This window comes from Ancylobacter terrae (genome assembly GCF_045108345.1).
Taxonomy (GTDB): Bacteria; Pseudomonadota; Alphaproteobacteria; order Rhizobiales; family Xanthobacteraceae; genus Ancylobacter.
On sequence record NZ_JBJGXH010000002.1, the window covers coordinates 346,355 to 369,103 of the forward strand.

Sequence of the window (22,749 nt, forward strand, 5' to 3'; positions counted from 1 at the left end):
GCGTGTCGAGGGCCGCGCCGGTGACACGGGTCGAGACGGTGGAGCGGACCACGATCCAGCGGGATCCGTTCGCCTATTGCGCCCACCCGCACCTAGCGGTCGCAGCCGACGGCGCGTGGCTGCTGGTGTTCAACCGGGTACCGCGGCGGGGGGTGATCCTGCATCCCCCGCAGGACCCGGACTACCGCAACGTGCTGATGCGCTCGCAAGACGAGGGCCGCAGCTGGAGCGCGCCAAGCGTCGTGCCGGATTATGGCTGGGCCGGCGTCGAATGCGCCGGCCTCACCGCGCTGCGCTCGGGGCGCATCTTGCTCAACCAGTGGCGCTTCGAGTGGCTGCCGCTGGCGGTTGCGGACGCACGAGGGCGCACCGACGTCGTGCGCCCCGAGGAGTTGATGGCCGGCCTTGCTGCCTCGCCGGAACTCGACGTGTTCGTGCCGAACGGGAGCCTCGCGACACCCGAGCGGAATTTCCCCTGGGTGCGCGGGGGCGGCGACACCGTGGTGCACCTGTCCGACGACGGCGGCCGCAGTTTCGTGGCCACCTCGATCATCGATACCGGCGGGTTAAGCGGCGGCTACGGCATGCGCGGCGCGGTGGAACTGCCGGACGGCGACATCCTGCTGCCGCTGTCCGACGTACCCCACTACAAGCGCCTCTTCGTCGTCCGCTCCCGTGATGGCGGGACGAGCTGGTCGGCGCCGCTTCGGGTGGCCGACGCGCCGGGCCAGGAATTCGAGGAACCGGCGCCGCTGCTGCTGGCGAGCGGCCGGGTGCTGATGCTGCTGCGCGACAATGGCAGCCGCATTCTCCATGCCGTCTGGTCGGACGATGGCGGGCGGAGCTGGACCCCGCCGCGGCCGACCGGCATCGAAGCCTATCCGGCGCATCTCCTCGCGCTCCCCGACGGCCGCATCGCCTGCATTGCCGGCCGGCGTCAGCCACCCTTCGGCATCGTCGCGCATTTTTCGGAGGATGGGGGCGAGACATGGGACGATGATCCCCTCGCCCTGGTCGACGACCTGCCGACCAAGGATCTCGGCTATCCCACCGCCGCCCTGCGCCGGAACGGCGACCTGCACGTCGTCTATTATGCGCAGGATACCGCAGGGATCACCGGCATCCACGCCGTCACGGCCCGCCTGCGTTGAGCACGGGTCGCGTTAGAATGGGTTCGGAGTAAATCGATGTCGCAGGTCACGCTGACGGGAGTCACCAAGCGCTTCGGGTCCTACGAGGCGCTGCGCGGGATCGACCTCGGCATCGCCGATGGCGAGTTCATGGTGTTCGTCGGACCCTCGGGATGCGGCAAGTCGACCCTGCTGCGGCTGATCTGCGGGCTGGAGGCGCCGACCAGCGGCACCATCGCCTTCGATGGGCGCGACATGCGCGGCGTGCCGCCGGCCCAGCGCCATCTCGCCATGGTGTTCCAGTCCTATGCGCTCTACCCGCACATGAGCGTCGCCGACAATATGGGGTTCGCGCTGCGCATGGCCGGGGTGCCGAAGGCCGAGCGGGCCGAGCGGGTCGCCCGGGCCGCCGATATCCTGCAGATCACCCGGCTGCTCGACCGACGTCCCAAGGAGCTCTCGGGCGGCCAGCGCCAGCGCGTGGCGATCGGCCGGGCCATCGTGCGCGAGCCGTCCCTCTTCCTGTTCGACGAGCCGCTTTCGAATCTCGACGCCGAACTGCGCGTCGACATGCGCTACGAACTCGCCGAACTGCACCGGCGGCTGGGCACGACGATGATCTACGTCACCCACGATCAGGTCGAGGCCATGACCATGGCCGACCGCATCGCGGTGCTGCGCGACGGGCGCGTCGAGCAGGTCGGAACGCCGGCCGAGCTCTATGAGCGCCCGACAAACCGGTTCGTCGCCGGCTTCATCGGATCCCCCCGCATGAACATGCTGGCGGCGAGCGTGGTGGAGGTGCAGTCCCGCGCGATCGGCATACGCGTGCCCGGCGCCGAGGATCTCCTGCGCGTTCACGTCGGCGATGGACACGGCCTGAGCCCGGGCGATGGCGTGCATGTCGGCATACGCCCCGAGCATCTCGAGCTGACCGGCGGCGGCTTTCGGCTGCCCGTCCGGGTCAGCTTCAGCGAATATGTCGGCGGCAGCACGGTGTTGCACGCCAGCGACCACCCCGCCGGCCACATCGTGATCCGCGCCGCCGGCAAGCCGGCCCCGACGGCCGGGGAGAGCGTCGACATCCACCTCCCGGAGGCCGCCTGCCACCTGTTTTCGTCCGCCGGCATCCGCCTCGCCTGAGCCGCCGCCGGACGCCCGACACGCGACAGACGGCACGGGACGATCGGTGTGGCGAGGTGGACAGTCGGGCCGACACCCTCCACGGTCGGACGGCGATTCGCCCCTGCGCGGGGCGCCTCAGCGGCGGGCGGCGGGGCTGGCGAGCCAGCCATGCACGGCATGCACCACCGCCGCCCCCTCCCCGACCCCCGCGGCGACCCGCTTGACCGAACCGGCGCGCACGTCCCCCACCGCGAAGATGCCGGGGAGGCTGGTCGCGTATGGCGACAGCCCCGGCGCGGCGGCGTCGGCATGGCCGGTCTCGACGAAGCCGTTGGCATCGAGCGCGAGGCAGCCCTCGAGCCAGTCGGAATTCGGGATCGCGCCGATCATCTGGAACAGGTTCGAGGCCGGCTGCTCGGCCTCGCTCCCGTCCTTCAGCCGCCAGCGCACCGCCTCCAGCGCCTCGCCGCCGAGGAGCGCGACGATCTCGCACTGCGTGTGCAGGGTGATGCGCTCGGAATCGAGGATCCGCTGCACCAGATAGTCCGACATGGTCGCGGCCAGCCCCTCGCCGCGCACCACCACATGGACATGGCGCGCCTTGCCGGAAAGGAACACCGCGGCCTGGCCGGCGGAGTTACCCCCGCCCACCACCACCGCCTCGCCCTCGGCACAGAGCCGGCCTTCGAGCGCCGTCGCCGCGTAATGCACCCCCCGCCCCTCGAATTTTTCGAGGTCGGCCACGTCGAGCCGGCGGTAGCGCGCACCGGTGGCGACGACGATCGCGCGGGCAGCGATGCTCTCCCCGCCCCCCAGCAGCACGCGGTAGGGGAAGCGGCTGCAATCGAGGCCGACCGCCGCGCGGGCGACCGCGAGCCGCGCGCCGAATTTCTGCGCCTGCACCTGCGCCCGCCCCGCCAGCGCCTGCCCGGAAATCCCGGTGGGGAAGCCGAGATAATTCTCGATGCGCGAACTGGTGCCGGCCTGCCCGCCCGGGCCGAGCGCCTCCAGAACGAGGGTGTCGAGCCCCTCGGAGGCGGCGTAGACCGCCGCGGCGAGACCTGATGGCCCCGCCCCCACGACGGCGAGGTCGAAGACGTGGTCCGGATCGATCGCCTCGCTGATGCCCAGCGCGTCGGCAAGATCGCGGTCGGTGGGGTGCTCCAGCACCTTCTCGCCACTCAGGATCACGACCGGCACCGCCGCGGGGCCGAGATGGAAGAAGGCGAGCGCCTCCTGCGCCGCGGCGTCGTGGTCGATATCGATCAGGCGGTGGGGATAGCCGTTGCGGGTGAGGAAGCTCTGGATGCGCAGCACGCTGCCGGCATGGGCGCTGCCGACGATGACGGTGCTGCCTTCCGCATGCTGGATGAGGCCGACGCGGCGCAGGATGAAGGCGCGCAGGATGATCTCGCCGATATCCGGCTCGGCGCTGACCAGCCGCCGGAAATTGTCCCGCCGCACCCGCAGCGCGGTGGTGGGCGCCGCGGCACGCGCGCACAGCAGCACCGGCCGCCCGCTCATATGGGTGAGCTCGCCGGTGAACTGGCCCGCCTCATGGGTGGTGATCAGCACATGGCCGCCGCGCCCGTCGCTCTCCAGCACGTCGACGGCGCCGTCGAGGATGACGAAGAAATCGGTGGCGCGGTCGCCGAAGGCATAAAGATAGTCGCCGCCGTCGAAGTGGCAGGTTTCGCCATAGCGGGCGATCTTGTCGAGCATCGCCTGGGGCAGCCGGGGGAAGGTCTGCGCCGGCCGGTCATAGGGGTCGGTCGGCATGCCGCCATCGCCGGTGGAGCCGCGCCGGAGGGTGGGAGCGTCGGAGGTCACGGTCATCGGCGTGGTTTCCGTCCGGGTGAGCCGCGCGCCGGCGCGGCGAAAGGATGATAGCCGTCATCCGGCGCGGCGGCATCCCCCGCGCCGCGACGGGACGTCAGGCGCTCGCCGGCACCGCCAGCGCCGGATAGTCCGTGTAGCCCTCGGCGCCGCCGCCATAGAAGGTCGCCTTGTCGGGCTCGGCCAGCGGTGCGTCGCGGCGCAGCCGCGCGACGAGATCGGGATTGCTGATGAAGGGGCGGCCGAACGCGACCATGTCGGCATAGCCGGACGCCACCGCGTCGATCGCCAGCCGCCGGTCATAGCCGTTATTGGCGATGTACCTGCCGCCGAACGCGGCGTGCAGCGCCTTGAAGTCGAACTCCGCCGCCCCGTTGGGGCCGCGCGTCTGGCCCTCGACGCAGTGGAGATAGGCGAGCCCGAGCGTGCCCAGCTCGCGCGCCAGCCGGCCGTAGGTCCCCTGCGGATCGCTGTCGAGCGGAATGTCGCCGACCGAGCGCGTCGTCGGCGAGAGCCGCACCCCGACCCGGTCGCTGCCCCACACCTGCGCCACCGCGCCCGCCACCTCGATCGGCAGCCGGATGCGGTTGGCGACGGAGCCGCCATAGGCGTCGGTGCGCCTGTTGGTGCTGTCGCGGATGAACTGGTCGAGCAGATAGCCATTGGCCGCGTGGATCTCCACGCCGTCGAAGCCCGCCTCCTTCGCCCGCCGCGCGGCGTTGCGGTAATCGGCGACGATGCCGGGAATCTCGTCGGTCTCCAGCGCCCGGGGCATGGAGGGGCGCGCCTGCGTCCGCGTCTCGAGGAAGACGAGCTCGCCCGCCTGGATCGCCGAGGGCGCCACCGGCGCCGCGCCGTTCTCTTGCAGGTCGACATGGGAGATGCGCCCGACATGCCAGAGCTGGCAGACGATCCGCCCGCCGGCCGCGTGCACCGCCTCGACCACCGGGCGCCAGGCGACGACATGGGCATCGGTATAGATGCCGGGCGTGAAGGCATAGCCGCGCCCCTGCCGCGAGATATTGGTCGCCTCGGTGATGATCAGCCCCGCCGCCGCCCGCTGCCGGTAATAGTCGATGGCGAGCGGCGTGTGCACGCCGTCGGTGCCGGCGCGCGAGCGCGTCAGCGGCGCCATCGCGATGCGGTTGACCACCGGAATGGCGCCGATGGTGGTGGGCGAGAACAGGGCGGCAGCGTCGGACATGGCGGATAGCCTCGGGTTGAGCCGTTCAGGGGCGTCGCGCGGACCCGTTCGCACGCGATGGACCCCGCCGATCAGGTTAGCGCTCGACCGGGAGCCTGCCGGTAAAATCACGGAAAATCAGGTTAAAACGCACGGCTCTGGCGGGATCGCCCCGGCCTGTTTGGCATGGCGGTGCGCTCCTGCGTGACCCCAGTCGAGAGCGTGGGCGGCTCGGATATTGTGACCATCGAGGCGTGGGGGCGACTCCCATGGGCGCACCTGCAGCAGGCCTGTCTGGATCAGGAGGTGGTGCAGTGGGGCTGCCGCTCGTCCGGCCAGAACATGTCGGCGGTGGCCCTGATCGGCGCGAATCCGAGCCTGACCGACGAGGACATCGACGCCGTCATGGCCGGCAACATCGGCCGCCGCGGCACCTATCCGCGCATCGGCGCCGCCATCAAGCAGGCGGTCGCGGCCACGCCCGCCACCGGCAATGGAGGCTGGGATGAGACCGGCCAGACCCGCTATGCGATCCCCAGCAAGCAGGTCGAATTCGTCCGTCACGAGGCGCCGAATGCATCGGCTGAGCGGCCCCTGAGGGCGTGTGCCGATCCCGGCCGGCGTGACGAATACCCCCGCGCCGCGGCGAGGCGACGCGGGGCGCGGCGCGGCCCGCCCGCCCGCCGGACATCCCAAACCGGCCGCCGCGCGCGTCGATGAGCGATCGGTTGATTTGCGCCCGCGATTGATGTCGTTTGTGGATCGATGTTCGAACTCAGCCATCTGCGCTGCTTCGTCGCCGTCGCGGAGGAACTCCACTTCGGCCGGGCCGCCGCACGCCTCAACCTTACCCAGCCCCCGCTCAGCCGGCAGATCCAGCTGCTGGAGCACGCGCTCGACGTCCGCCTGCTCGATCGCACCAGCCGTTCGGTGCGCCTCACCCGCGCCGGCGAGACCTTCCTGCCGGAAGCGCGCCGCCTGCTGCGGCTGGCGGAAGCGGCCGCGCTCGCCGCCCGGCGCACCGCCAGCGGCGATGTCGGCGCCCTCACCCTCGGCTTCACCGCCGCCTCGGGCTACGATTTCCTGCCGCGCCTCATCACCCGTTTCCGCGCCGCCGCGCCCGGCATCGACCTGGTGCTGAAGGAGATGGTGTCGACCGACCAGTTCGACTCGCTGGCCGCCGGCCTGATCGATGTCGGCCTGGTGCGGCCGACCTTCAACCGGCGCGCGACCGCCTCGCTCTGCGTGGTGCGCGAACCGCTGCTGGTCGCCGCGCCGGAGGGTCATGCGCTGACCCGCGCCGCCGAGCTCGGGCTGGCGGACCTCGACGGCCAGCCCATGGTGACCTACTCGCCCTATGAGGCGCGCTATTTCTACGACCTGCTGGCGACGCTGTTCGCGCAGGCCGGCATCACCCCGCGCTACCTGCAGCACATCAGCCAGGTCCATTCCATATTGGGGCTGGTCAAGGCGGGGCTCGGGCTGGCGCTGGTGCCCCAGGCCGCCCGCAATCTCCGCTTCGAGGGCGTGGTGCTGATACCGCTGGCGCCGGGCACCTCCCCGACCGTCGAGCTTCACGCGATCTGGCGGCCGGAGAACGCCAACCCGGCCATCGCCACCCTGCTGCTCACGCTCGAGGAGCTGATCGCCGAGGGCCGCGACGGCTGACGCCGCGCCCCCGCCACCGCGCCCGCGCTCAGTCCATCTCCCGCAGCCGCGCCACGTCGGCGGCGGTCAGGGCGGAGGGCCTGGACCCGAACCGCGCGGTGACGTAGTTGGCGACCGCCGCCACCTCGTCGTCGGAATAGGCATGTCCGAAGCCGGGCATGGTCGGATGCCCGCCCAGCGGTTCGCCCGGCCCCGATCCGTTCAGGATCATCAGCGCCACGTTCGCCCCGCTCGGGTCGTTGACGGCGCGCACGCCGGTGAGCTGGGCCTCGCCGCGTACGGCGCCCGCGCCGGTCCAGGCGTGGCAGCCCGCGCAATTGCCCTGGAACATGCGCTGCCCCACCGGGTTGTCGAGCCCCGCGAGACGGGGCGCCGCCGGCGCCGGCCCGGCCAGCCCGGGCAGATCGCCCGCCACCGGCGGCACGCTCCGGAGATAGGTGACGATGGCGGCGATGTCGGAGGGGGTGAGATGCGACAGGCTCAGCTCGACCGCCTCGCCCATCGGCCCCGAGGCGACGCCGCGGCCCGCCGCATGCCCCTCGGCGAGATAGGCCGCCAGCTCTTCCGCGCTCCAGTCGCCGACGCCGCTGACCCTGTCGGTCGAGATGTTGTAGGCGTTCCAGCCCTCGGCGACACCGCCGCCGAACTTCCTGCGCTGGTCGAGCGCCTGCATCAGGTTGCGCGGGGTATGGCACTCGCCGCAATGGCCGGTCGCCTCGACGAGATAGGCGCCGCGGTTCCATTCCGGGCTCTGCTCGGGCACCGGCCGGAACCGCTCGTCCGGGTTGAACAGCGTCGCCCAGATCGCCATCAGCCAGCGCTGGTTGAACGGAAAGGCGAACGTGTTCGGGCGGTTCGCCTGCTTCACCGGCTGGAGCGCGAAAAGATACGCCTTGATCGCCAGCGCGTCCGCGTCGGTCATCAACGTGTAGGACGGATAGGGGAAGGCGGGGTAGTAGCGCGAGCCGTCCGGCGCGATGCCGCGGTGCACGGCGTCGAGGAACTGCGCGTCGGTCCATTTGCCAATGCCGGTTTCCGGATCGGGCGTGATGTTGGGCGTGTAGATCGTGCCGAACGGCAGCACGAAGGGCCGCCCGCCGGCGAAAGGTGCGCCGCCGCGGGCGGTGTGGCACGCCTCGCAATCGCCCATCCGCGCGACATAGGCGCCGCGCGTCGCCGCATCGGCGCTGGCGAGTTCCACCGGCGGACCGGCGGGCGAGGCGCCCTTGTAGGCGGTGAGCGGCACCGGCGTGCCCGTGGCGAAGCCATAGGCGCCGGGCTGGAACACCATCCAGCCGACCACGACGAGCGCCGCGACACCTCCGGCCACGACGAGGCCGGCGAGCGAGAGAAGCAGGGTTTTGCGCCGCATGGTCACCCCGCCTTGGCAATGAGGGTACGATCGACCGGCATGCGGGTGAGCTGCACCCCGGTCGCCGCGAAGAGGGCGTTGGCGACCGCCGGCTGCACGATCACCGTGCCCGGCTCGCCGATGCCCCCCGGCTTCTCGCGGCTCGCGATCAGCTCCACCTCGATCGCGGGCATCTCGTCGATGCGGATCAGCCGGTAGTCGTGGAAATTGCTCTGCTGGATGCTGCCGCCCTCGACGGTGATGGCGTCGTGCAGCACGGTGGTGATGCCGAAGGTCGCCCCGCCCTGGATCTGCGCCGTGACCGTGTCGGGATTGATGACGCTGCCGACATCGGCGGCGATGACGACGCGGGTCACCCGCACGTCGCCGCCATCCCCGACCGCCACATCGGCGACGCAGGCGAGGAAGCTGCCGAAGGCGTGCATCAGCGCGACCCCGCGCCCGGTGCGAGCGCCGAAGGGCGAGGCCGTCGCCGGCGTGCCCCAGCCCGCTTTGGCGGTCGCCGCGTTCAGCACGGCGAGCGCGCGGGGCGTCTTGCCGAGCAGGGAGCGGCGGAAGGCCACCCGGTCGGCGCCGGTCTTGCGCGCGATCAGGTCGATGAAGCTCTCCACCGAGAACACGCTGCTGTTCGGCCCGACGCCGCGCCAGAAGCCGACCGGCACCACGCTCTCGTGGCGGATATATTCGACCAGGATGTCGCCGACCGCGTAGGGCGGCTCGACCGCCCCGTCCACCGCGTCGCCGTCGATGCCGTCCTTGAAGGCGGGCGGCAGCCAGCGGGCGAGGATCGAGGCGCCGGTGACGCGGTGGTGCCAGGCGGTGACCTTGCCGTTCTCCACCCGCGCCTTCAGCCGGTCGTGATAGAGCGGGCGCAATATGTCCTGCTTGATGTCCTCCTCGCGCGACCAGATCACCTTGACCGGCCCATCCACCTTCTGCGCGATGCGGGTGGCGGTGACGGCGTAGTCGGCCTCCAGCCGCCGGCCGAAGCCGCCGCCGATGATGTGGTTGTGGATCGTCACCCTGGAGGGATCGATGCCCAGCACCTTGGCCGCGCCCATCTGGCAGAAGCCGGGCACCTGCGTGCCGACCCAGATGTCGCAGGCGCCGTCATGCACGTGCACCGTGCAGTTCAGCGGCTCCATCGGCGTGTGGGCAAGGAAGGGCAGTTCGTAGGTCGCCTCGAACAGCGTGCCCTTGTCGGCCGACCCGGCCGCCAGCGTCGCGAGCGCGTCGCCCTCCTTCCGGGCGGTGACGCCGGGGCCCTGCGATGCCGTCTCGATGTCGGCCCAGAGTCGGGCCTGGTCCAGCCCGGCATTCGGACCGGGCACCCATGTGACATCGAGCGCGGCGAGCCCCTGCTGCGCCGCCCAGGTATTGTCGCCCACCACCGCGACGAGATCGTCGAGCACCACCACCTGCCGCACCCCCGGCTGCGCCAGGGCGGGCTTCTCATCCACCTTCCCGACCGTGCCGCCGATCACCGGCGAGGCCATCAGCGCCGCGAACCTCATGCCCGGGCGGATGACGTCGATGCCGTAGACCGTCTTTCCCACCGCCTTGTCGGGCGTGTCGATGCGGTGCGCCGGGGTGCCGATCAGGCGGAACTGCTCGGGATCCTTCAGCTTGACCTCGTCCGGCGGCGCCAGCGTCGCGGCCCGGTCGGCGAGTGCGCCATAGGCGAGCGTGCGCCCGCCGGCGGCATCGGCGACGACGCCCTTCGCGGTGGTGAGCCCGCCCGCCTCGACGCCCCATTCGGCGGCCGCGGCGGCAACCAGCAGGGCGCGCGCGGTGGCACCGGCTTTGCGCAGCGGTTCGGTCCACGCCATCGTCGTGGTCGAGCCGCCGGTCGCCTGCACGACGAAGAGCGGGTTGCCGTATTTCGCCTGGTCGGCCGGGGCGTGGACGGCGACGATCTGGTCGAGCCCGATGTCGAGTTCCTCGGCGAGGCACATGGCCTGCGAGGTGTAGACGCCCTGCCCCATCTCCACCGCCGGCATGATCAGCCGCACCGGCCCCTCGGGCGGGACATGCACAAAGGCGTTGAGCGCCGCACCCACGGCCGCGGGCTCGTCCGCGCCGGCGCGGCGGGCGGGCAGCGCGATGCCGATGACGAGGCCGCCGACCAGCGCGGCGCCGCCGCGCAGCAGGGAACGGCGGGAGAGGGCGGCGGTGCCGCCGTCGAGTTTAGGATCGCGCAGCATGCTTGATCCCCTCGCGGATGCGCACATAGGTGCCGCAACGGCACAGGTTGCCGGCCATGGCGGCGTCGATGTCGGCGTCGTCCGGGTTCGGATTGGCCGCCAGCAATGCTGCCGCCGACATGATCTGGCCCGGCTGGCAATAGCCGCACTGGATCACCTCGAGATCGAGCCACGCCTTCTGGACCCGGGCGCCCTCGGGCGTGGCGCCGACCCCCTCGATGGTGGTGATCGCCTTTGTGCCGACATCGCCGACGGCGAGCTGGCACGAGCGCACCGCCTCCCCGTCGAGATGGACCGTGCAGGCACCGCACTGGGCGATGCCGCAGCCGAACTTGGTGCCGGTCATGCCCAGCACGTCGCGCAGCACCCAGAGCAGCGGGGTTTCGTCCGGGACCTCGACACGATGGGGAGAGCGGTTGATGATCAGATCGGTCATGGGCCCCTGTCCACACGATGGAAATGCTCCGAAGGCACCCGTCGCGGTCCCCTGGGGGACGCCGCGACGCCCGGCCGATCGGACATGGTCGGAAACAGACGCTCAGGCTAGACCCCCGCGGCCCGGCCCGGCAACGTCGCGGATGCCCGGTTTTCGGTCATGAACCATGCCGGACGCACGGAATTTGCCAATACGCACGCCGGGCCTGCCGCGGCAGGCCACGCGGGGAGGAGCGCCCGGGACATAGATGCCATCATTCCCGCCAGAGGGGGTGGCGAAGACGCGGGAGGCAAACCACCTGCGGGCGGCGGATCGGGCGAGGAGGAAACATGAAGATCGGTCTGGTCGTCGCTCCGGATTTCCAGGTCATCGGGCTCGCCGCGATGGCCGCCTTCGAGGTCGCCAACCGGCGCGCCGGCCGGACCCTCTACGAACCGGCGGTCCTGTCCGAGGAGGGCGGCCCGATCCGCTCCTCCGCCGGCATGGACGTGCTGACCGGGCGCCTCGACGGCGATGCCTACGACACGCTGATCGTCGGCGCCGGCATGGAGATCCCCATTTCCCCGCCCGGACTGGTCCGGCTGCTGCGGGCGTCGGCGGACAATGCCCGGCGCATCGCCTCGATCTGCCTCGGCGCGTTCATCCTGGGGGACGCCGGCCTGCTCGGCGGCCGGCGCGCGACCACCCACTGGCGGTACGCCCCGGCCCTGCAGGAGCGTTTCCCGAGCTGCCGCGTGGAGGCCGACCGCATCTTCGTGCAGGACGGACCGATCTGGACCTCGGCGGGCATGACGGCGGGCATCGACCTCACCGTCGGCATGATCGAGCGCGACCACGGCGCCGCGCTGGCGCAGGAAGTGGCCAAGGGCCTCGTCATGTACCAGCGCCGCTCCGGCGGCCAGTCGCAGCACTCGGTGCTGCTCGATCTCAATGCCCGCGAGGACCGGGTGCAGCGGGCCATGAACCACGCCCGCGCGCATCTCAGGGCCCGGCTCAGCATCGAGGATCTGGCGGAGGCGGCGAGCCTCAGTCCCCGCCAGTTCACCCGGCTGTTCCGCGCCGAAACCGGCATCACCCCCGCCAAGGCGGTGGAGATGCTGCGGGTGGAGGCGGCCCAGCTCCTGCTCGAGCAGTCCCGCCTGCCGATCGAGGAGATCGCCCGCGAGGTCGGCTTCGAGAACCGCGAGCGCATGCGGCTCGCCTTCGCCCGCGTGCGCGGCGAGGTGCCCCGCGCGATCCGCGCCGGCGCGGGGCCCGTTTCCAACCTCTAGCCGCGGCTAGGACAGCGTGATGTTGGCGAGGTCGATCGACACCACCAGCGGTTCTGAGCTGAAGCCGCCGTCCGGCAGGCGCGGGAAGATGCGCCGGCGGGTGGGAAAGCGGATGCCGGAGACCTCGACATAGTCGGAGACGAAATGCGCGCCGGGGGTCGTGCCGGCAATGTCGACATTGTAGTCGTGGCGCTTCAGCAGGCCGTCGGCATCGAAATAGAGCGTCTGCAGGGCGCTGTGGGTGGCAATGGCCGGCGGAAAGCGCACGGCGAGACGGCGCCAGTCGCCCTCATCCGTCGACCACGGCTCCAGCTCCTCCGATTCCATCCCCGGCCAGGCCAGCAGGAACGGCATGTTGAGATAGGTCCACATCGCGCAGCCGGCGAAATAGGCGAGCTGCAGCTCGCTCCACGGCGTCTCCAGCCGGTGCCCGGCGAAGCTCTGCCTCGGCTCGAGCAGCTCCTCCAGCACCGTGCCGTCGGGCGCCTCGAGGGCGACCCGGCCCGGCTCGTAGCGGGAGCGGCGCCCGCCCGCGCCGAACGGCGCATGCGAGGCCCGCTGGCTGGTGAGATCGACGCTGACGCGCGTGCTCTCGAGCGTATGCGGCTGCCCCTTCAGCGCCCACAGGGCGCCCCCCTGCCGAAGATCCGCCGACAGCCGGCTGAACTGGCGCCAGCGCGGCAGGCCGCCATGGGCATCAATGACGAATTCGGCGAGGCGGCTCATCGGGGCAACTCCGGGACGGCGGGGCGTGTCGGGCGGTTCGGGCCCGACCTTAGGCGATCGCCCGCGCCGGCCTCATGCCGTAGATGCCTTGTTTCACGCCATGGCCACGCCGCGCCCCGGACCGTGCGGCGCGCGCCGCGCCCCGCGACGGGGCCGGCCCTGTCGTCACCAGGCCAGCACGCGCCGGCCGATCAGCGCCCCGGCGCCGGTGACGGCGGTGATGGCGATGCCGTACCAGACCAGCAGGAACAGCGGGGAATCGTCGCCGCAATGGAGGGCGTACAGCGCCGCGCCGATCCCCCCGGCCAGCAGCCCGGCGGCGGCGCCGGCCAGCGCGGGGCTGGACGGCGCTCCCCGCCGCAGCGCCAGCAGTGCCGCCCCCAGCAGCGGCGCCGATATCAGCGGCACCAGCACCGTGCAGTAGAACGCGCTGTGACCGACGAGATCGGGCATCCAGTCCGACGACGGCCGTGCGAGAAGCTCCCCGGCGACGCCCGCCGCCAGCAGCAGGGCCGGAACCGCCAGCAGCCGCGCCGCCCGCCCGGCCGCGGCGCCGGGCCGGACGAGGCGCAGCGCGGTCAGGCTCGCCGCCGCGGCCAGCGACAGCGACACCGCGAATTTGAGCAGGACGCGCGGGTCCGCCAGCAGGCCCGGCATGCCGGCGCGCGGCGTCAGGATCAGCGCGAACAGCACCAGCGCCCCGGCAAGGCCGGCGGCCAGGGCGCCGGCGAGCCCCGCCCCCAGCCCCCGGGTCGGGCGCACATCGGCGGCGAGGCCGCGTATGAGATCGTCTGTCCTCACGTCCGCTCGACCTTCATCATTCGCTCCTCAGCCGCGCCGACAGGCTGGCAAAGGCCCGATGCAGCGCCACCCGCACCGCGCCCGGCGTCATCTTCAGGCGCTGCGCCGTCTCGCCGATCGAGGCGCCCTCGATCGCCACCGCCTTGAGCACGGCCCCCTGTTTCGCCGGCAGCAGGGCGAGGTGGCGCTCGACATCGGCCGCATCGGTGCCGGGGCGCTCCTCGGGCGCGGCGAGCACCTCGGCGAAATCCTCCACCGGCACTTCGGCCCGCCGCCCGCGCCGCCGCAGATGGTCGACCATCTTGTTGCGCGCGATGGTCCACAACCACGGGCCGAGCGGATCGCCGGACCGCCAGCTCTGGCGCTTCAGGTGAACGGCCAGCAATGTCTCCTGCACGATGTCCTCGCATTCCGCCGCCGGCGCGCCGAGGGTCGACAGCCGGCGCTGCACCACCAGACGGATGGCCGGCGCGAGCTCGCGCAGCAGCCGCTCATAGGCGGCGCCGTCGCCGGCGAGCGCGGCCTGCATCCACTGCGCCCAGCGCCGCTCGCGGTCGTCCATCCGTCACACATTCCCGAGGGTAAGTTCGCAGGCGGGCAGCCAGATGTTACGCCGCGGCGGGGCCGCCGGCGACGAATTGTTCGGCTGCATATTTCGTCGCCGGCGGCTGTAACGCAATGGTGGCCGCCCTCGAAGAAGGAGATGTGGCCGGCCCGCTCGCACGGCGCCGCCACAGGTCAGAACCCTTCACAGAGGACGATCCCATGACAGCCAGGACCACTCTCGCCGCCGCGACCCTCGCCGGTTCGCTCGCCGCCGCCCTCGGCATGGTCGCCGCCGCCGCGGCCGGCCCGGTGGCGCCGCAGCCGACCATGGACAAGTGCTACGGCGTGTCGATGGCCGGCAAGAACGACTGCGCCGCCGGCGCCGGCACCACCTGCGCCGGCACTTCCAAGGTGAACTACGATGCCAAGGCGTGGAAATACGTCGCCAAGGGCACCTGCGAGACCATCAAGACGCCCAAGGGCATGGGCCACCTCCAGCCGATGTGAGACGGCGGCTCCGAACGGAGGGCGCCGCCCGGCGCCCTCCTCCTGCCCAGGAGGTTCCCATGACTGCCACGGATCGGCCGCCCCTGCTGCCCGCCGGCCCCGGCGTCGGCGTCAAGCCCGAGCATGTCGACGCCATCCTCGCAGATGAGCCGTCGCCCCTCGCCTTCATCGAGGTCCACGCCGAGAACTACATGGGCGAGGGCGGCCGCCCTCATGTCGACCTCGCCGCGCTGCGCGAGCGGTTCGCGCTGTCCATACACGGCGTCGGCCTGTCCATCGGCGGAGAGGAGCCGCTCGACGCGGCCCACCTCGCGCGGCTGCGCCGGCTGATCGACTGCTACCGGCCGGAAAGCTTCTCCGAGCATCTCGCCTGGTCGACGCATGGCGGCGCCTTCTTCAACGACCTGCTGCCGCTGCCCTACACCCCGGCGACGCTGGCGCGGGTCGGCGACCATATCCTGCAGGTGCAGGACACGCTCGGCCGCCGGATGCTGCTGGAGAACCCCTCCACCTATCTGCGGTTCGCGCAGAGCACGATCGACGAGGTCGACTTCCTCGCCGCCCTCGCCTCCCGCACCGGCTGCGGCCTGCTGCTCGACGTCAACAACGTGTTCGTCTCCGCCGTGAACCACGGCATCGATGCGCGTGCCTATCTCGCCCGTTTCCCGATGGAGGCGGTGGGCGAGATCCATCTCGGCGGCCATGACGAGGACGCGGACGAGACCGGCGCGCCCCTGCTGATCGATGCCCATGGCAGCCCGGTCGCCGATCCGGTGTGGACGCTGTTCGCCGAGGTGATCGCGCGCACCGGCCCGCTGCCGAGCCTGATCGAATGGGACAACGACGTGCCGGACTGGCCGGTCCTGCGGGCCGAGGCGGCGCGGGCCGGCGCCATCCTCGCCCGTCACGCCCGCAGCCGGGCGGCCTGAGCGATGACCGGTCTCGCCGATTTCGCCGCCGGCCTTGCCGCGACCGGCCGGCGCCCGCCGCCCGGCCTCGTCGGACCGGCCGAGCGCCGCTTCGCGGTCTACCGCAACAATGTCGCGGTCGGCCTGATCCGGGCGCTGGAGACCCGCTTTCCCGCCATCCGCGCGCTGGTCGGCGAGGAATTCTTCGGCGCCATGGCGCGGGATTTCATCCAGCATCATCCGCCGGCCTCGCCGCTGCTGGCGCGGTTCGGCGACGAGCTCCCCGGTTTCCTCGCCGGCTTCGGGCCGGCGGCCGAACTGCCCTACCTCGCCGACATCGCGCGGATCGAGGCGGCGCGCACCCGGGCCTATCACGCGGCCGATGCGCCGCGCCTCGACGGCCCGGCCTTTGCGGCACTGCCACCGGACGTGCTGGCGCAGCTGCGCATCCACCTGCATCCGGCGGTCGCCCTCGTGCTCTCGCCCCATCCGGTGTGGGACATCCTCGCCGCGGCCGCGGCCACGGGCGCGGGCGAGCCGGTGACCGAGTGGAGGCCGCAGGCGGTGCTGATCGACCGCCCCCGGCTCGACGTGGTGCTCCGTCCGGTCACGACCGGCACCGCCGCGTTCCTCGTCGCCCTCGCCGGCGGCGCCCCTCTCGAGGAGGCGGCGGAGACGGCGCGCGCCGGGCACCCCGCCTTCGATCTTTCCGCCGCGCTCGCCGAACTCATCGGCGGGGGACTGGCCACCCGGCTGCGGTTGCCGGCAGGAGACACGCCATGAACACCGACCTCGCAGGCCGCTCGGTCCCGCAGCCCGCCGGCCCCGGCATACGCCTCGTCGACGCGGCGCGGACCCTGCGCCACCGGCTCGATGCCATCCCCATGTCCCTGCTGACGCTCTGCGCGCGCCTGTTCCCCGCGGCGGTGTTCTGGCAATCCGGCGAGACCAAGGTGGAGGGCTGGCAGGTCACCGACAGCGCCGTCGCGCTGTTCCGGGAGGAATACCGCCTGCCGCTGCTCGACCCGTGGCTGGCCGCCCATCTCGCCGCCCTCGCCGAGCACCTCTTCCCGGTGCTGCTGGTGCTGGGCCTCGCCACCCGGCTCTCGGCCGCCGCGCTGCTGGGGATGACGCTGGTCATCCAGACCTTCGTCTATCCCGACGCCTGGCCGACCCATGGCGTCTGGGCGACCTGCTTCCTGCTGCTGGTCGCGCGGGGCGCCGGCACGCTTTCGCTCGACGCGGTGATCGGCCGGATCTGGCCGCCGCTGGCGGATCGGCCCGGGCGCCGGTGACGCCGCCGGTCGCGCCCCCCGACTGAGCGGCGGCTCCCGCTGGTCCACCACGGAAGCCGCCGCCCCGCTGGGCGACCCGCCCCCACGCCGACCAGCACCGGCACAATGGCGCGCCGGCGCCGGCCCGGCTGTGACGGGCATCACGAAATGGACGGAAGCTGCCGATGTTCCGCCGCCGCGACGGAGCCCGCGGGCGCGCCCCGGCCGCGCGCGATCAGTCGCTGCGCGGGCGCAGGCTGCGGCGCAGGAAGTCGATGAAGATGCGGATTTTCGGCGGCACCAGCGCGCCGGCCTTGTAGGCGGCATAGATCGGCATCGCCTCCTCCGGCGCGTAGGCCTGCAGGATCGGCCGCAGCCGGCCGGTGCGGATATCCTCGAGCACGCGCAGATCCGTCATGCGGCCGATGCCGAGCCCGGCGATCACCGCCTCGTAATTGCCATGGCCGCCATTGACCACGTAATTGCCCTGCACCTTGATCCGGGTGGGCCTGCCGTCGATCACGAAGGCCCATTCGTTGCTGCTGAGGCCGAGCCGGCTCATCAGCAGGCAGTTGTGCCGGACCAGCTCCGCCGGCGTCTCCGGCACGCCGTGCGCCGCGATGTAGCTCGGCGCGGCGCAGATGATCTGCCGGCTGGAGGCCACCCGGGTGATGATCGTCGCCGAGCCCTGCTGCTCGCCCCAGCGCAGGCCGATATCGTGGTCGCTCAGCGCCGGATCGGTCAGGTCGTCCGACAGGTCGAGCTGCACCTTGATCTGCGGATAGCGGGCGAGGAACGCGGGAAGCAGCGGGATCAGCTTGTGCAGCCCGATCATGATCGGGCTGGTGATGCGCAGCGTGCCGCGCGGCTCGGCGCCATAGTCGCTCACCAGCAGCTCCGCCTCGGCGATGCGGGTGAGGATGTCCACGGCGCGGGCGTGCAGCGTCTCGCCCGCTTCGGTGAGTGAAAGGCGACGTGTGGTCCGGTCGAGCAGCCGGACGCCCAGCCGCCGCTCGAGCTGGTCCACGCGGCGGCACACCGCCGAGCGGGTCACCCCCAACGTCTTCGCGGCTGCAGCAAAACTGCCATTGTCCACGACGCAGGTGAAAACCTGCATGTCGCTGTCGACGCTCATCGCGCTCCTCATCCGCTTGAGGCATTGTTGAGACAGTTTCAACAGTATGTGTCGCTCGGCTGGAGTTCCAGCCCTCGCTCCGGCTGCGTAGCCTTCATCGTCGAGACCGGCGCACATCGACCACAAGAAAGCCGGCTGGGAGGAAACATGGCAGTGCGCGTCGACGCACCTCGGACCGCTCGCGGTCGGGGGGCGGCGGAATGATCAAGCTCGTCACGTTCCAGAAGCGGGTGCCGAGCCTCACGCGCCCCGGATTCGAGGAGCGCTGGCGCACGGTCCACGGGCCGATCGCCGCCACCTTCCCGGGCCTGCGCGGCTACATGCTCGGCTTCTCGCTGGACGCGGGCGAGCCGGCGGCCGATGGCATCGCCCAGCTCTGGTTCGACAGCCGGGAGGCCTGCCAAGCGTCCTACGCGTCCGACATCGGCCGCAACGGCTCGGCTGACGCCTCGAAATGGCTGGCGCGGCGCGAGCATCTGCTCGCTACGGAGGAATGGCTGGAGCATGGCGGCGACGGCGCCGCGCCGTTCAAGCTCGTGCTGTGCGTGAAGCGCCCGGGCATCGAGGCGCGGGCCGCGTTCCTCGACCGCCTGCGCGCGGCGGCAAAGGACCTCGTCGGCAATACCGGCGCCGTGCGCGGCCGCCTCAGCCTCGACGATGCCGGGCTGCTGCTCAACTCACGGACCGAAGGGTCCCTGCAACTGCGGGAGGGCGAGGCTCCCTATGACGCGCTGGTCGAGCTGTGGTTCGCCGATCGCCCCACCGCCGAGGCCGGCCGCGCCGGGCTGCGCGGCTGGATGGATGTCGCCCTGAAGGGCCGGATTTCACGCTGGGAGGACGCCCTCCTCTCCGAGCATGTCGTCGTGCCGCCGCCGCTCGCCGGCGGTGCCGGGAAAGAAGGACTATCGTGATGCAGAAGACCGCCCTGGTCATAGGGGCAACCGGCGTCTCGGGCCGGGCCCTAATCGATCACCTCGACCGCCAGCCGGACTGGAACGTCATCGGCGTCTCGCGCAAGCCGCCCTATTTCGCGACGCACAAGACCCGCTTCGTCCATGCCGACCTGATGGACCCGCAGAGCTGCCGCGACAATCTCGGCAGCCTGTCGGAGGTGACCCACGTCTTCTACACCGCCTATCTCGACAACAAGGTGATCGCCGAGACGCGGGCGCCCAACGCGGCGATGTTCGCCAATGTGCTGCCGGTGATCGAGCGGGCGGCGCCGAACCTGCAGCACGTCTGCCTGCTGCAGGGCACCAAGTATTACGGCCAGTATCTCGGCCCCTTTAAGACGCCGGCGAAGGAGACCGACCCGCGCATCGACGTGCCGCATTTCTACTACGACCAGCAGGACCTCGTGATGGCCGCCAGCGCGGGCAAGAACTGGTCGTGGTCGGCGGCGCGCCCGCATGTGATCTGCGGCTTCGCGCTCGGCAACCCGCTCAACATCATCACCACCATCGCCACCTATGCGACGCTGCTGAAGGAGATGGGCGAGCCCTTCACCTTCCCGGGCAAGCCCGGCGCCTTCACCTCGGTCTACCAGGCGACCGATGCCGGCCTGCTCGCCCGCGCCATGGTGTGGATGGCGACGACGCCGGCCTGCGCCGGCGAGGCGTTCAACATCACCAATGGCGACTTCTTCCGCTACCAGAACCTCTGGCCGGTCTTCGCCCGCCATTTCGGGCTGGAGCCGGGCGGGGTCGAGACCGTCGACATGACGGTGAAGATGGCCGGCAAGGAGAAGCTCTGGGACGCCATCGTCGCCCGCCACGGCCTCGAGCCGCACCCGCTGTCGATGCTGGTGAACTGGAACTTCGCCAACTACGCCTTCTCCAACGACTGGGACGTGATGTCGGACACCACCAAGTGCCGCCGCTACGGCTTCCTCGAGTTCATCGACAGCGAGGAGATGTTCCTCGACCTGTTCCGCGCCTTGCAGCGCGACCGCATCGTCCCCTGAGCGAGCAGGAACACCCCATGCCCTACATGGTCATAGCCGAGGACGCCGCCGACACCGCGGATCTGCGCGCGAAGGTGCGTCCGGCGCATGTCGCCTATCTCGAGGCCCATCTCGACACGCTCATCGGCGCCGGCGCCAAGCTCGCCGATGACGGGGTGACCGCGCTCGGCAGCCTCTACCTCATCGACACCGACGATCGCGCGGTGGCCGAGAGCTTCGTGGCGAACGATCCCTTCATGAAGGAGGGGGTGTTCGCCGGCTTCACCGCCACGCGCTGGCGCAAGGCCATCCTCGATGGCCGCAGCTTCATCCCGAAGGGCTGAGCGATGACGCAGACCGATTTCGTCCTCGACGCGGCGCTCGCCGCCGAACTGCAGCGCAACGCGTTCAACCCCTGCGTCGGCACGATCCTGCTCTCCCAGAGCGAGCGGGCGCGGGTCTGGTTCATCCGGCTGGAACCGGGCGAGCGCATCGGCTTCCACCGCCACGTGCTCGACTATTTCTGGACCGCGCTGACCGCCGGCAAGGCCGTCTCGCACATCAATGGCGGCCCGCCCAGGGCGTCGGAGTATTTCGCCGGCGAGACCCGTCACCTGACCTTCGCCGCCGGCGAATTCATGCTCCACGACCTGCACAATGTCGGCGACGCGCCGCTCCTCTTCGTCACCGTCGAACACCTCGACAGCGCCAACCCGCCGCTGCCGCTGCCCGATGGGGTGACGGCGCGCGGCCTCGCGCCCGGAATGCTCGCATCATGAAACCGATCGACACCAGGACGGCCCGCGAGGCCTTCGCGCCCGGCATCTTCGCCGGCCAGGTCTTCATGGTCACCGGCGCCGGCCGCGGCATCGGCCGCCTGCTGGCGATCCGGCTCGCCGAGCTCGGCGCCCATGTCGCGGTGAGCGACATCGTCGGCGAGCGGGCGGAGAAGACCGCGCGGGACATCGCCGGCGCGCAGGGCAGCGCCCTCGCCCTGACCGCCGACGTGTCGGCCGAGGCCGAGGTGCAGCGCTCGGTGGACGCGACGCTGGCCCGCTGGGGCCGCATCGACGTGCTGGTCAACACCGCCGGCAGCTATGGCGAGGCCTATCGCGTCACCCACGAGACGCCGGTGGAGGAATGGGACGCGGTGTTCGCGTCGAATGTGCGCGGCAGCTTCCTGTGCGCCAAGGCGGTGCTGCCGCACATGATCGCCGCCGGCGGCGGGCGCATCATCAACTTCGCCTCCAATGCCGGGCGCTCGGTGAGCCCGCTGCTCGGCTGCTCCTACACCGCCGCCAAGACCGCGGTGATCGGCATGACGCGGCACCTGTCCCGCGAATATGCCCGCCACGGCATCCTGGTGAACACCATCGCGCCCGGCCCGGTCGCCGGCGAGCGGGTCGCCGGCCTGCTCCGCAGCGACGACGAGGGCACGGCGCTGAACGGGCAGATCCCGATCGGCCGCCTCGCCGAGCCGGCCGATATCGTCGACGTCGTCCTCTTCATGGCATCGGATGCCTCCCGCTACATGACGGGCGCCATCCTCGATGTCTCCGGAGGGCTCATCCTCGCCTGAACCCGGGCGCCCGAACGAAGGCGCCCGAACCCGTAGATCTGAAGCCAGGCATCTGCCGCACAAGCGCCCGCCAGTGGCGCCGCAACGACGCTCCGGAGGAAACCATGAAACTGTCACGCCGCACCTTCGTCGCTTCCACCGCCTTCGCCGCCGGCACCTTCGCCATCGTGCGCCCGGCGCTGGCAGCGACCTACAAGCTCGCCACCAACCTGCCCGCCGGCCACCCGATGCTGATGCGGCTGGAGGAAGCCGCCCGCAACATCAAGGCCGACACCAACGGCGAGTTCGACATCCGCATCTTCCCGAACAGCCAGCTCGGCGGCGACCTCGAAGTGCTCTCCCAGCTCCGGCAGGGCGCGATCCAGTTCTACCCGCTCGCCGGCGCGCAGCTCTCCAACCTGGCCGCCGTCGCCTCGCTGAACGGCGTCGGCTTCGCCTTCAACAACATGGACGAGGTGTGGAAGGCGATGGACGGCGAGGTCGGCGCCCTCATCCGCGCCGCGCTGATGGATACCGGGCTGTTCGTCTTCGAGCGCATGTTCGACAACGGCTTCCGCCAGATCACCACCAGCTCGAAGCCGATCGAGAAGCCCGGCGATCTCGCCGGCCTGCACATCCGCGTCCCGCCGAGCCCGCTCTCGACCTCGCTCTTCAAGGCCTTCGGCGCCGCGCCGCAGTCGATCAGCTTCGGCGAGGTCTACACCGCTCTGCAGACCAAGCTGGTCGACGGCCAGGAGAACCCGCTGCCCCTCGTCGACAGCGGAAAATTCTACGAGGTGCAGAAATATGTGAGCATGACCAACCACATGTGGGATGGATTCTGGGTGCTCGCAAACGGCCCGTTCTGGAAGAAGCAGCCCAAGGAGGTGCAGGACATCGTCTCCAAGCACTTCGGCGCGGCCGCGCTCGCCGAACGCACCGACCTCGTGGCGCTCAACGAGAGCCTCAAGGGCAAGCTCTCCGGCCTCGGCATGACTTTCGTCGATCCCGACCGCCAGGCCTTCCGGCAGGCGCTGGCCGCCACCACCTTCTACAAGGACTGGAAGGAGAAGTTCGGCGCCAAGGCGTGGAACACGCTCGAGCTCTACACCGGCCCGCTCGGGTGA

24 protein-coding genes are annotated in these 22,749 nt (G+C 71.1%); 15 read left to right on the forward strand and 9 right to left on the reverse strand.

What is annotated here, in order from left to right:
* Positions 1-2 precede the first annotated feature (2 nt).
* Both ACEUEL_RS15915 and ACEUEL_RS15920 read left to right on the forward strand, forming a co-directional pair.
* Positions 3-1,151, forward strand: a complete 1,149-nt coding sequence (locus ACEUEL_RS15915; RefSeq protein WP_405707345.1) for an exo-alpha-sialidase — start codon at positions 3-5, stop codon at positions 1,149-1,151.
* A 36-nt stretch (positions 1,152-1,187) separates the two neighbouring features.
* The gene (locus ACEUEL_RS15920; RefSeq protein ID WP_405707347.1) at positions 1,188-2,273 is read left to right on the forward strand and encodes an ABC transporter ATP-binding protein; all 1,086 of its coding nucleotides are present in this window, start codon (positions 1,188-1,190) and stop codon (positions 2,271-2,273) included.
* Positions 2,274-2,390: 117 nt separating this feature from the next.
* Here the strand turns inward: ACEUEL_RS15920 and ACEUEL_RS15925 are convergent, their stop codons facing one another.
* The gene (locus ACEUEL_RS15925) at positions 2,391-4,091 is read right to left on the reverse strand and encodes an FAD-dependent oxidoreductase (protein WP_405707349.1); all 1,701 of its coding nucleotides are present in this window, start codon (positions 4,089-4,091) and stop codon (positions 2,391-2,393) included.
* A gap of 97 nt (positions 4,092-4,188) precedes the next feature.
* Positions 4,189-5,295: an alkene reductase gene (locus tag ACEUEL_RS15930; RefSeq protein ID WP_405707351.1), complete on the reverse strand. Its 1,107-nt coding sequence runs from the start codon at positions 5,293-5,295 to the stop codon at positions 4,189-4,191.
* Between the two features lie 165 nt (positions 5,296-5,460).
* Between ACEUEL_RS15930 and ACEUEL_RS15935 the strand changes: the two genes are divergently transcribed.
* Positions 5,461-5,994, forward strand: coding sequence for a (2Fe-2S)-binding protein (locus tag ACEUEL_RS15935; RefSeq protein ID WP_405707352.1), 534 nt, complete (start codon positions 5,461-5,463; stop codon positions 5,992-5,994).
* Between the two features lie 45 nt (positions 5,995-6,039).
* Positions 6,040-6,942, forward strand: a complete 903-nt coding sequence (locus ACEUEL_RS15940) for a LysR family transcriptional regulator (protein WP_405707354.1) — start codon at positions 6,040-6,042, stop codon at positions 6,940-6,942.
* A 28-nt stretch (positions 6,943-6,970) separates the two neighbouring features.
* Here the strand turns inward: ACEUEL_RS15940 and ACEUEL_RS15945 are convergent, their stop codons facing one another.
* From ACEUEL_RS15945 to ACEUEL_RS15955, 3 genes are read right to left on the reverse strand one after another with little or no spacing between them, the layout of a single operon-like run.
* The gene (locus ACEUEL_RS15945) at positions 6,971-8,314 is read right to left on the reverse strand and encodes a c-type cytochrome (protein ID WP_405707356.1); all 1,344 of its coding nucleotides are present in this window, start codon (positions 8,312-8,314) and stop codon (positions 6,971-6,973) included.
* Positions 8,315-8,316: 2 nt separating this feature from the next.
* Positions 8,317-10,518: a xanthine dehydrogenase family protein molybdopterin-binding subunit gene (locus ACEUEL_RS15950; protein WP_405707358.1), complete on the reverse strand. Its 2,202-nt coding sequence runs from the start codon at positions 10,516-10,518 to the stop codon at positions 8,317-8,319.
* Positions 10,502-10,954, reverse strand: coding sequence for a (2Fe-2S)-binding protein (locus tag ACEUEL_RS15955; protein ID WP_405707360.1), 453 nt, complete (start codon positions 10,952-10,954; stop codon positions 10,502-10,504). Before ACEUEL_RS15955 ends, ACEUEL_RS15950 begins: the two co-directional genes overlap by 17 nt.
* Positions 10,955-11,283: 329 nt before the next feature.
* Here ACEUEL_RS15955 and ACEUEL_RS15960 point away from each other — a divergent pair, with 329 nt between their 5' ends.
* On the forward strand, positions 11,284-12,225 hold the full coding sequence (locus ACEUEL_RS15960; protein WP_405707362.1) for a GlxA family transcriptional regulator: 942 nt from the start codon (positions 11,284-11,286) through the stop codon (positions 12,223-12,225).
* A 6-nt stretch (positions 12,226-12,231) separates the two neighbouring features.
* Here ACEUEL_RS15960 and ACEUEL_RS15965 read toward each other — a convergent pair whose 3' ends face one another.
* The 3 genes from ACEUEL_RS15965 to ACEUEL_RS15975 form a co-directional block, all read right to left on the reverse strand.
* Positions 12,232-12,951, reverse strand: coding sequence for a hypothetical protein (locus tag ACEUEL_RS15965; RefSeq protein WP_405707364.1), 720 nt, complete (start codon positions 12,949-12,951; stop codon positions 12,232-12,234).
* A 165-nt stretch (positions 12,952-13,116) separates the two neighbouring features.
* Entirely contained in the window at positions 13,117-13,752 is a 636-nt protein-coding gene (locus tag ACEUEL_RS15970) for an NrsF family protein (RefSeq protein ID WP_405707366.1), read from the reverse strand.
* 16 nt (positions 13,753-13,768) lie between these two features.
* Positions 13,769-14,314: a sigma-70 family RNA polymerase sigma factor gene (locus tag ACEUEL_RS15975; protein ID WP_405707368.1), complete on the reverse strand. Its 546-nt coding sequence runs from the start codon at positions 14,312-14,314 to the stop codon at positions 13,769-13,771.
* A gap of 203 nt (positions 14,315-14,517) precedes the next feature.
* Between ACEUEL_RS15975 and ACEUEL_RS15980 the strand changes: the two genes are divergently transcribed.
* From ACEUEL_RS15980 to ACEUEL_RS15995, 4 genes are read left to right on the forward strand one after another with little or no spacing between them, the layout of a single operon-like run.
* Positions 14,518-14,805, forward strand: coding sequence for a BufA1 family periplasmic bufferin-type metallophore (locus tag ACEUEL_RS15980; RefSeq protein ID WP_405707370.1), 288 nt, complete (start codon positions 14,518-14,520; stop codon positions 14,803-14,805).
* Between the two features lie 59 nt (positions 14,806-14,864).
* Positions 14,865-15,734 (forward strand): MNIO family bufferin maturase, encoded by an 870-nt coding sequence (gene bufB, locus ACEUEL_RS15985; protein ID WP_405707372.1) that lies wholly within the window; start codon positions 14,865-14,867, stop codon positions 15,732-15,734.
* Between the two features lie 3 nt (positions 15,735-15,737).
* A complete protein-coding gene (locus tag ACEUEL_RS15990; RefSeq protein WP_405707374.1) occupies positions 15,738-16,496 on the forward strand; it encodes an HvfC/BufC family peptide modification chaperone in 759 nt (252 codons plus the stop codon).
* On the forward strand, positions 16,493-17,008 hold the full coding sequence (locus ACEUEL_RS15995) for a DoxX family protein (RefSeq protein ID WP_405707376.1): 516 nt from the start codon (positions 16,493-16,495) through the stop codon (positions 17,006-17,008). Before ACEUEL_RS15990 ends, ACEUEL_RS15995 begins: the two co-directional genes overlap by 4 nt.
* Before the next feature lie 214 nt (positions 17,009-17,222).
* Here ACEUEL_RS15995 and ACEUEL_RS16000 read toward each other — a convergent pair whose 3' ends face one another.
* A complete protein-coding gene (locus ACEUEL_RS16000) occupies positions 17,223-18,122 on the reverse strand; it encodes a LysR family transcriptional regulator (protein WP_405707378.1) in 900 nt (299 codons plus the stop codon).
* 200 nt (positions 18,123-18,322) lie between these two features.
* Here ACEUEL_RS16000 and ACEUEL_RS16005 point away from each other — a divergent pair, with 200 nt between their 5' ends.
* The 6 genes from ACEUEL_RS16005 to ACEUEL_RS16030 all read left to right on the forward strand — a co-directional run bounded on the left by ACEUEL_RS16005 (position 18,323) and on the right by ACEUEL_RS16030 (position 22,749).
* Positions 18,323-19,033: an EthD family reductase gene (locus tag ACEUEL_RS16005; RefSeq protein WP_405707380.1), complete on the forward strand. Its 711-nt coding sequence runs from the start codon at positions 18,323-18,325 to the stop codon at positions 19,031-19,033.
* Complete coding sequence (locus ACEUEL_RS16010) at positions 19,033-20,085, forward strand: SDR family oxidoreductase (protein WP_405707382.1); 1,053 nt, start codon at positions 19,033-19,035, stop codon at positions 20,083-20,085. The genes ACEUEL_RS16005 and ACEUEL_RS16010 overlap by 1 nt, the downstream gene beginning before the upstream one ends.
* 17 nt (positions 20,086-20,102) lie before the next feature.
* A complete protein-coding gene (locus tag ACEUEL_RS16015) occupies positions 20,103-20,408 on the forward strand; it encodes a YciI family protein (RefSeq protein WP_405707384.1) in 306 nt (101 codons plus the stop codon).
* 3 nt (positions 20,409-20,411) lie between these two features.
* Positions 20,412-20,843: a cupin domain-containing protein gene (locus ACEUEL_RS16020; protein ID WP_405707386.1), complete on the forward strand. Its 432-nt coding sequence runs from the start codon at positions 20,412-20,414 to the stop codon at positions 20,841-20,843.
* Positions 20,840-21,643, forward strand: a complete 804-nt coding sequence (locus tag ACEUEL_RS16025; RefSeq protein ID WP_405707388.1) for an SDR family NAD(P)-dependent oxidoreductase — start codon at positions 20,840-20,842, stop codon at positions 21,641-21,643. The genes ACEUEL_RS16020 and ACEUEL_RS16025 overlap by 4 nt, the downstream gene beginning before the upstream one ends.
* Positions 21,644-21,747: 104 nt before the next feature.
* Positions 21,748-22,749 (forward strand): TRAP transporter substrate-binding protein, encoded by a 1,002-nt coding sequence (locus ACEUEL_RS16030; protein ID WP_405707390.1) that lies wholly within the window; start codon positions 21,748-21,750, stop codon positions 22,747-22,749.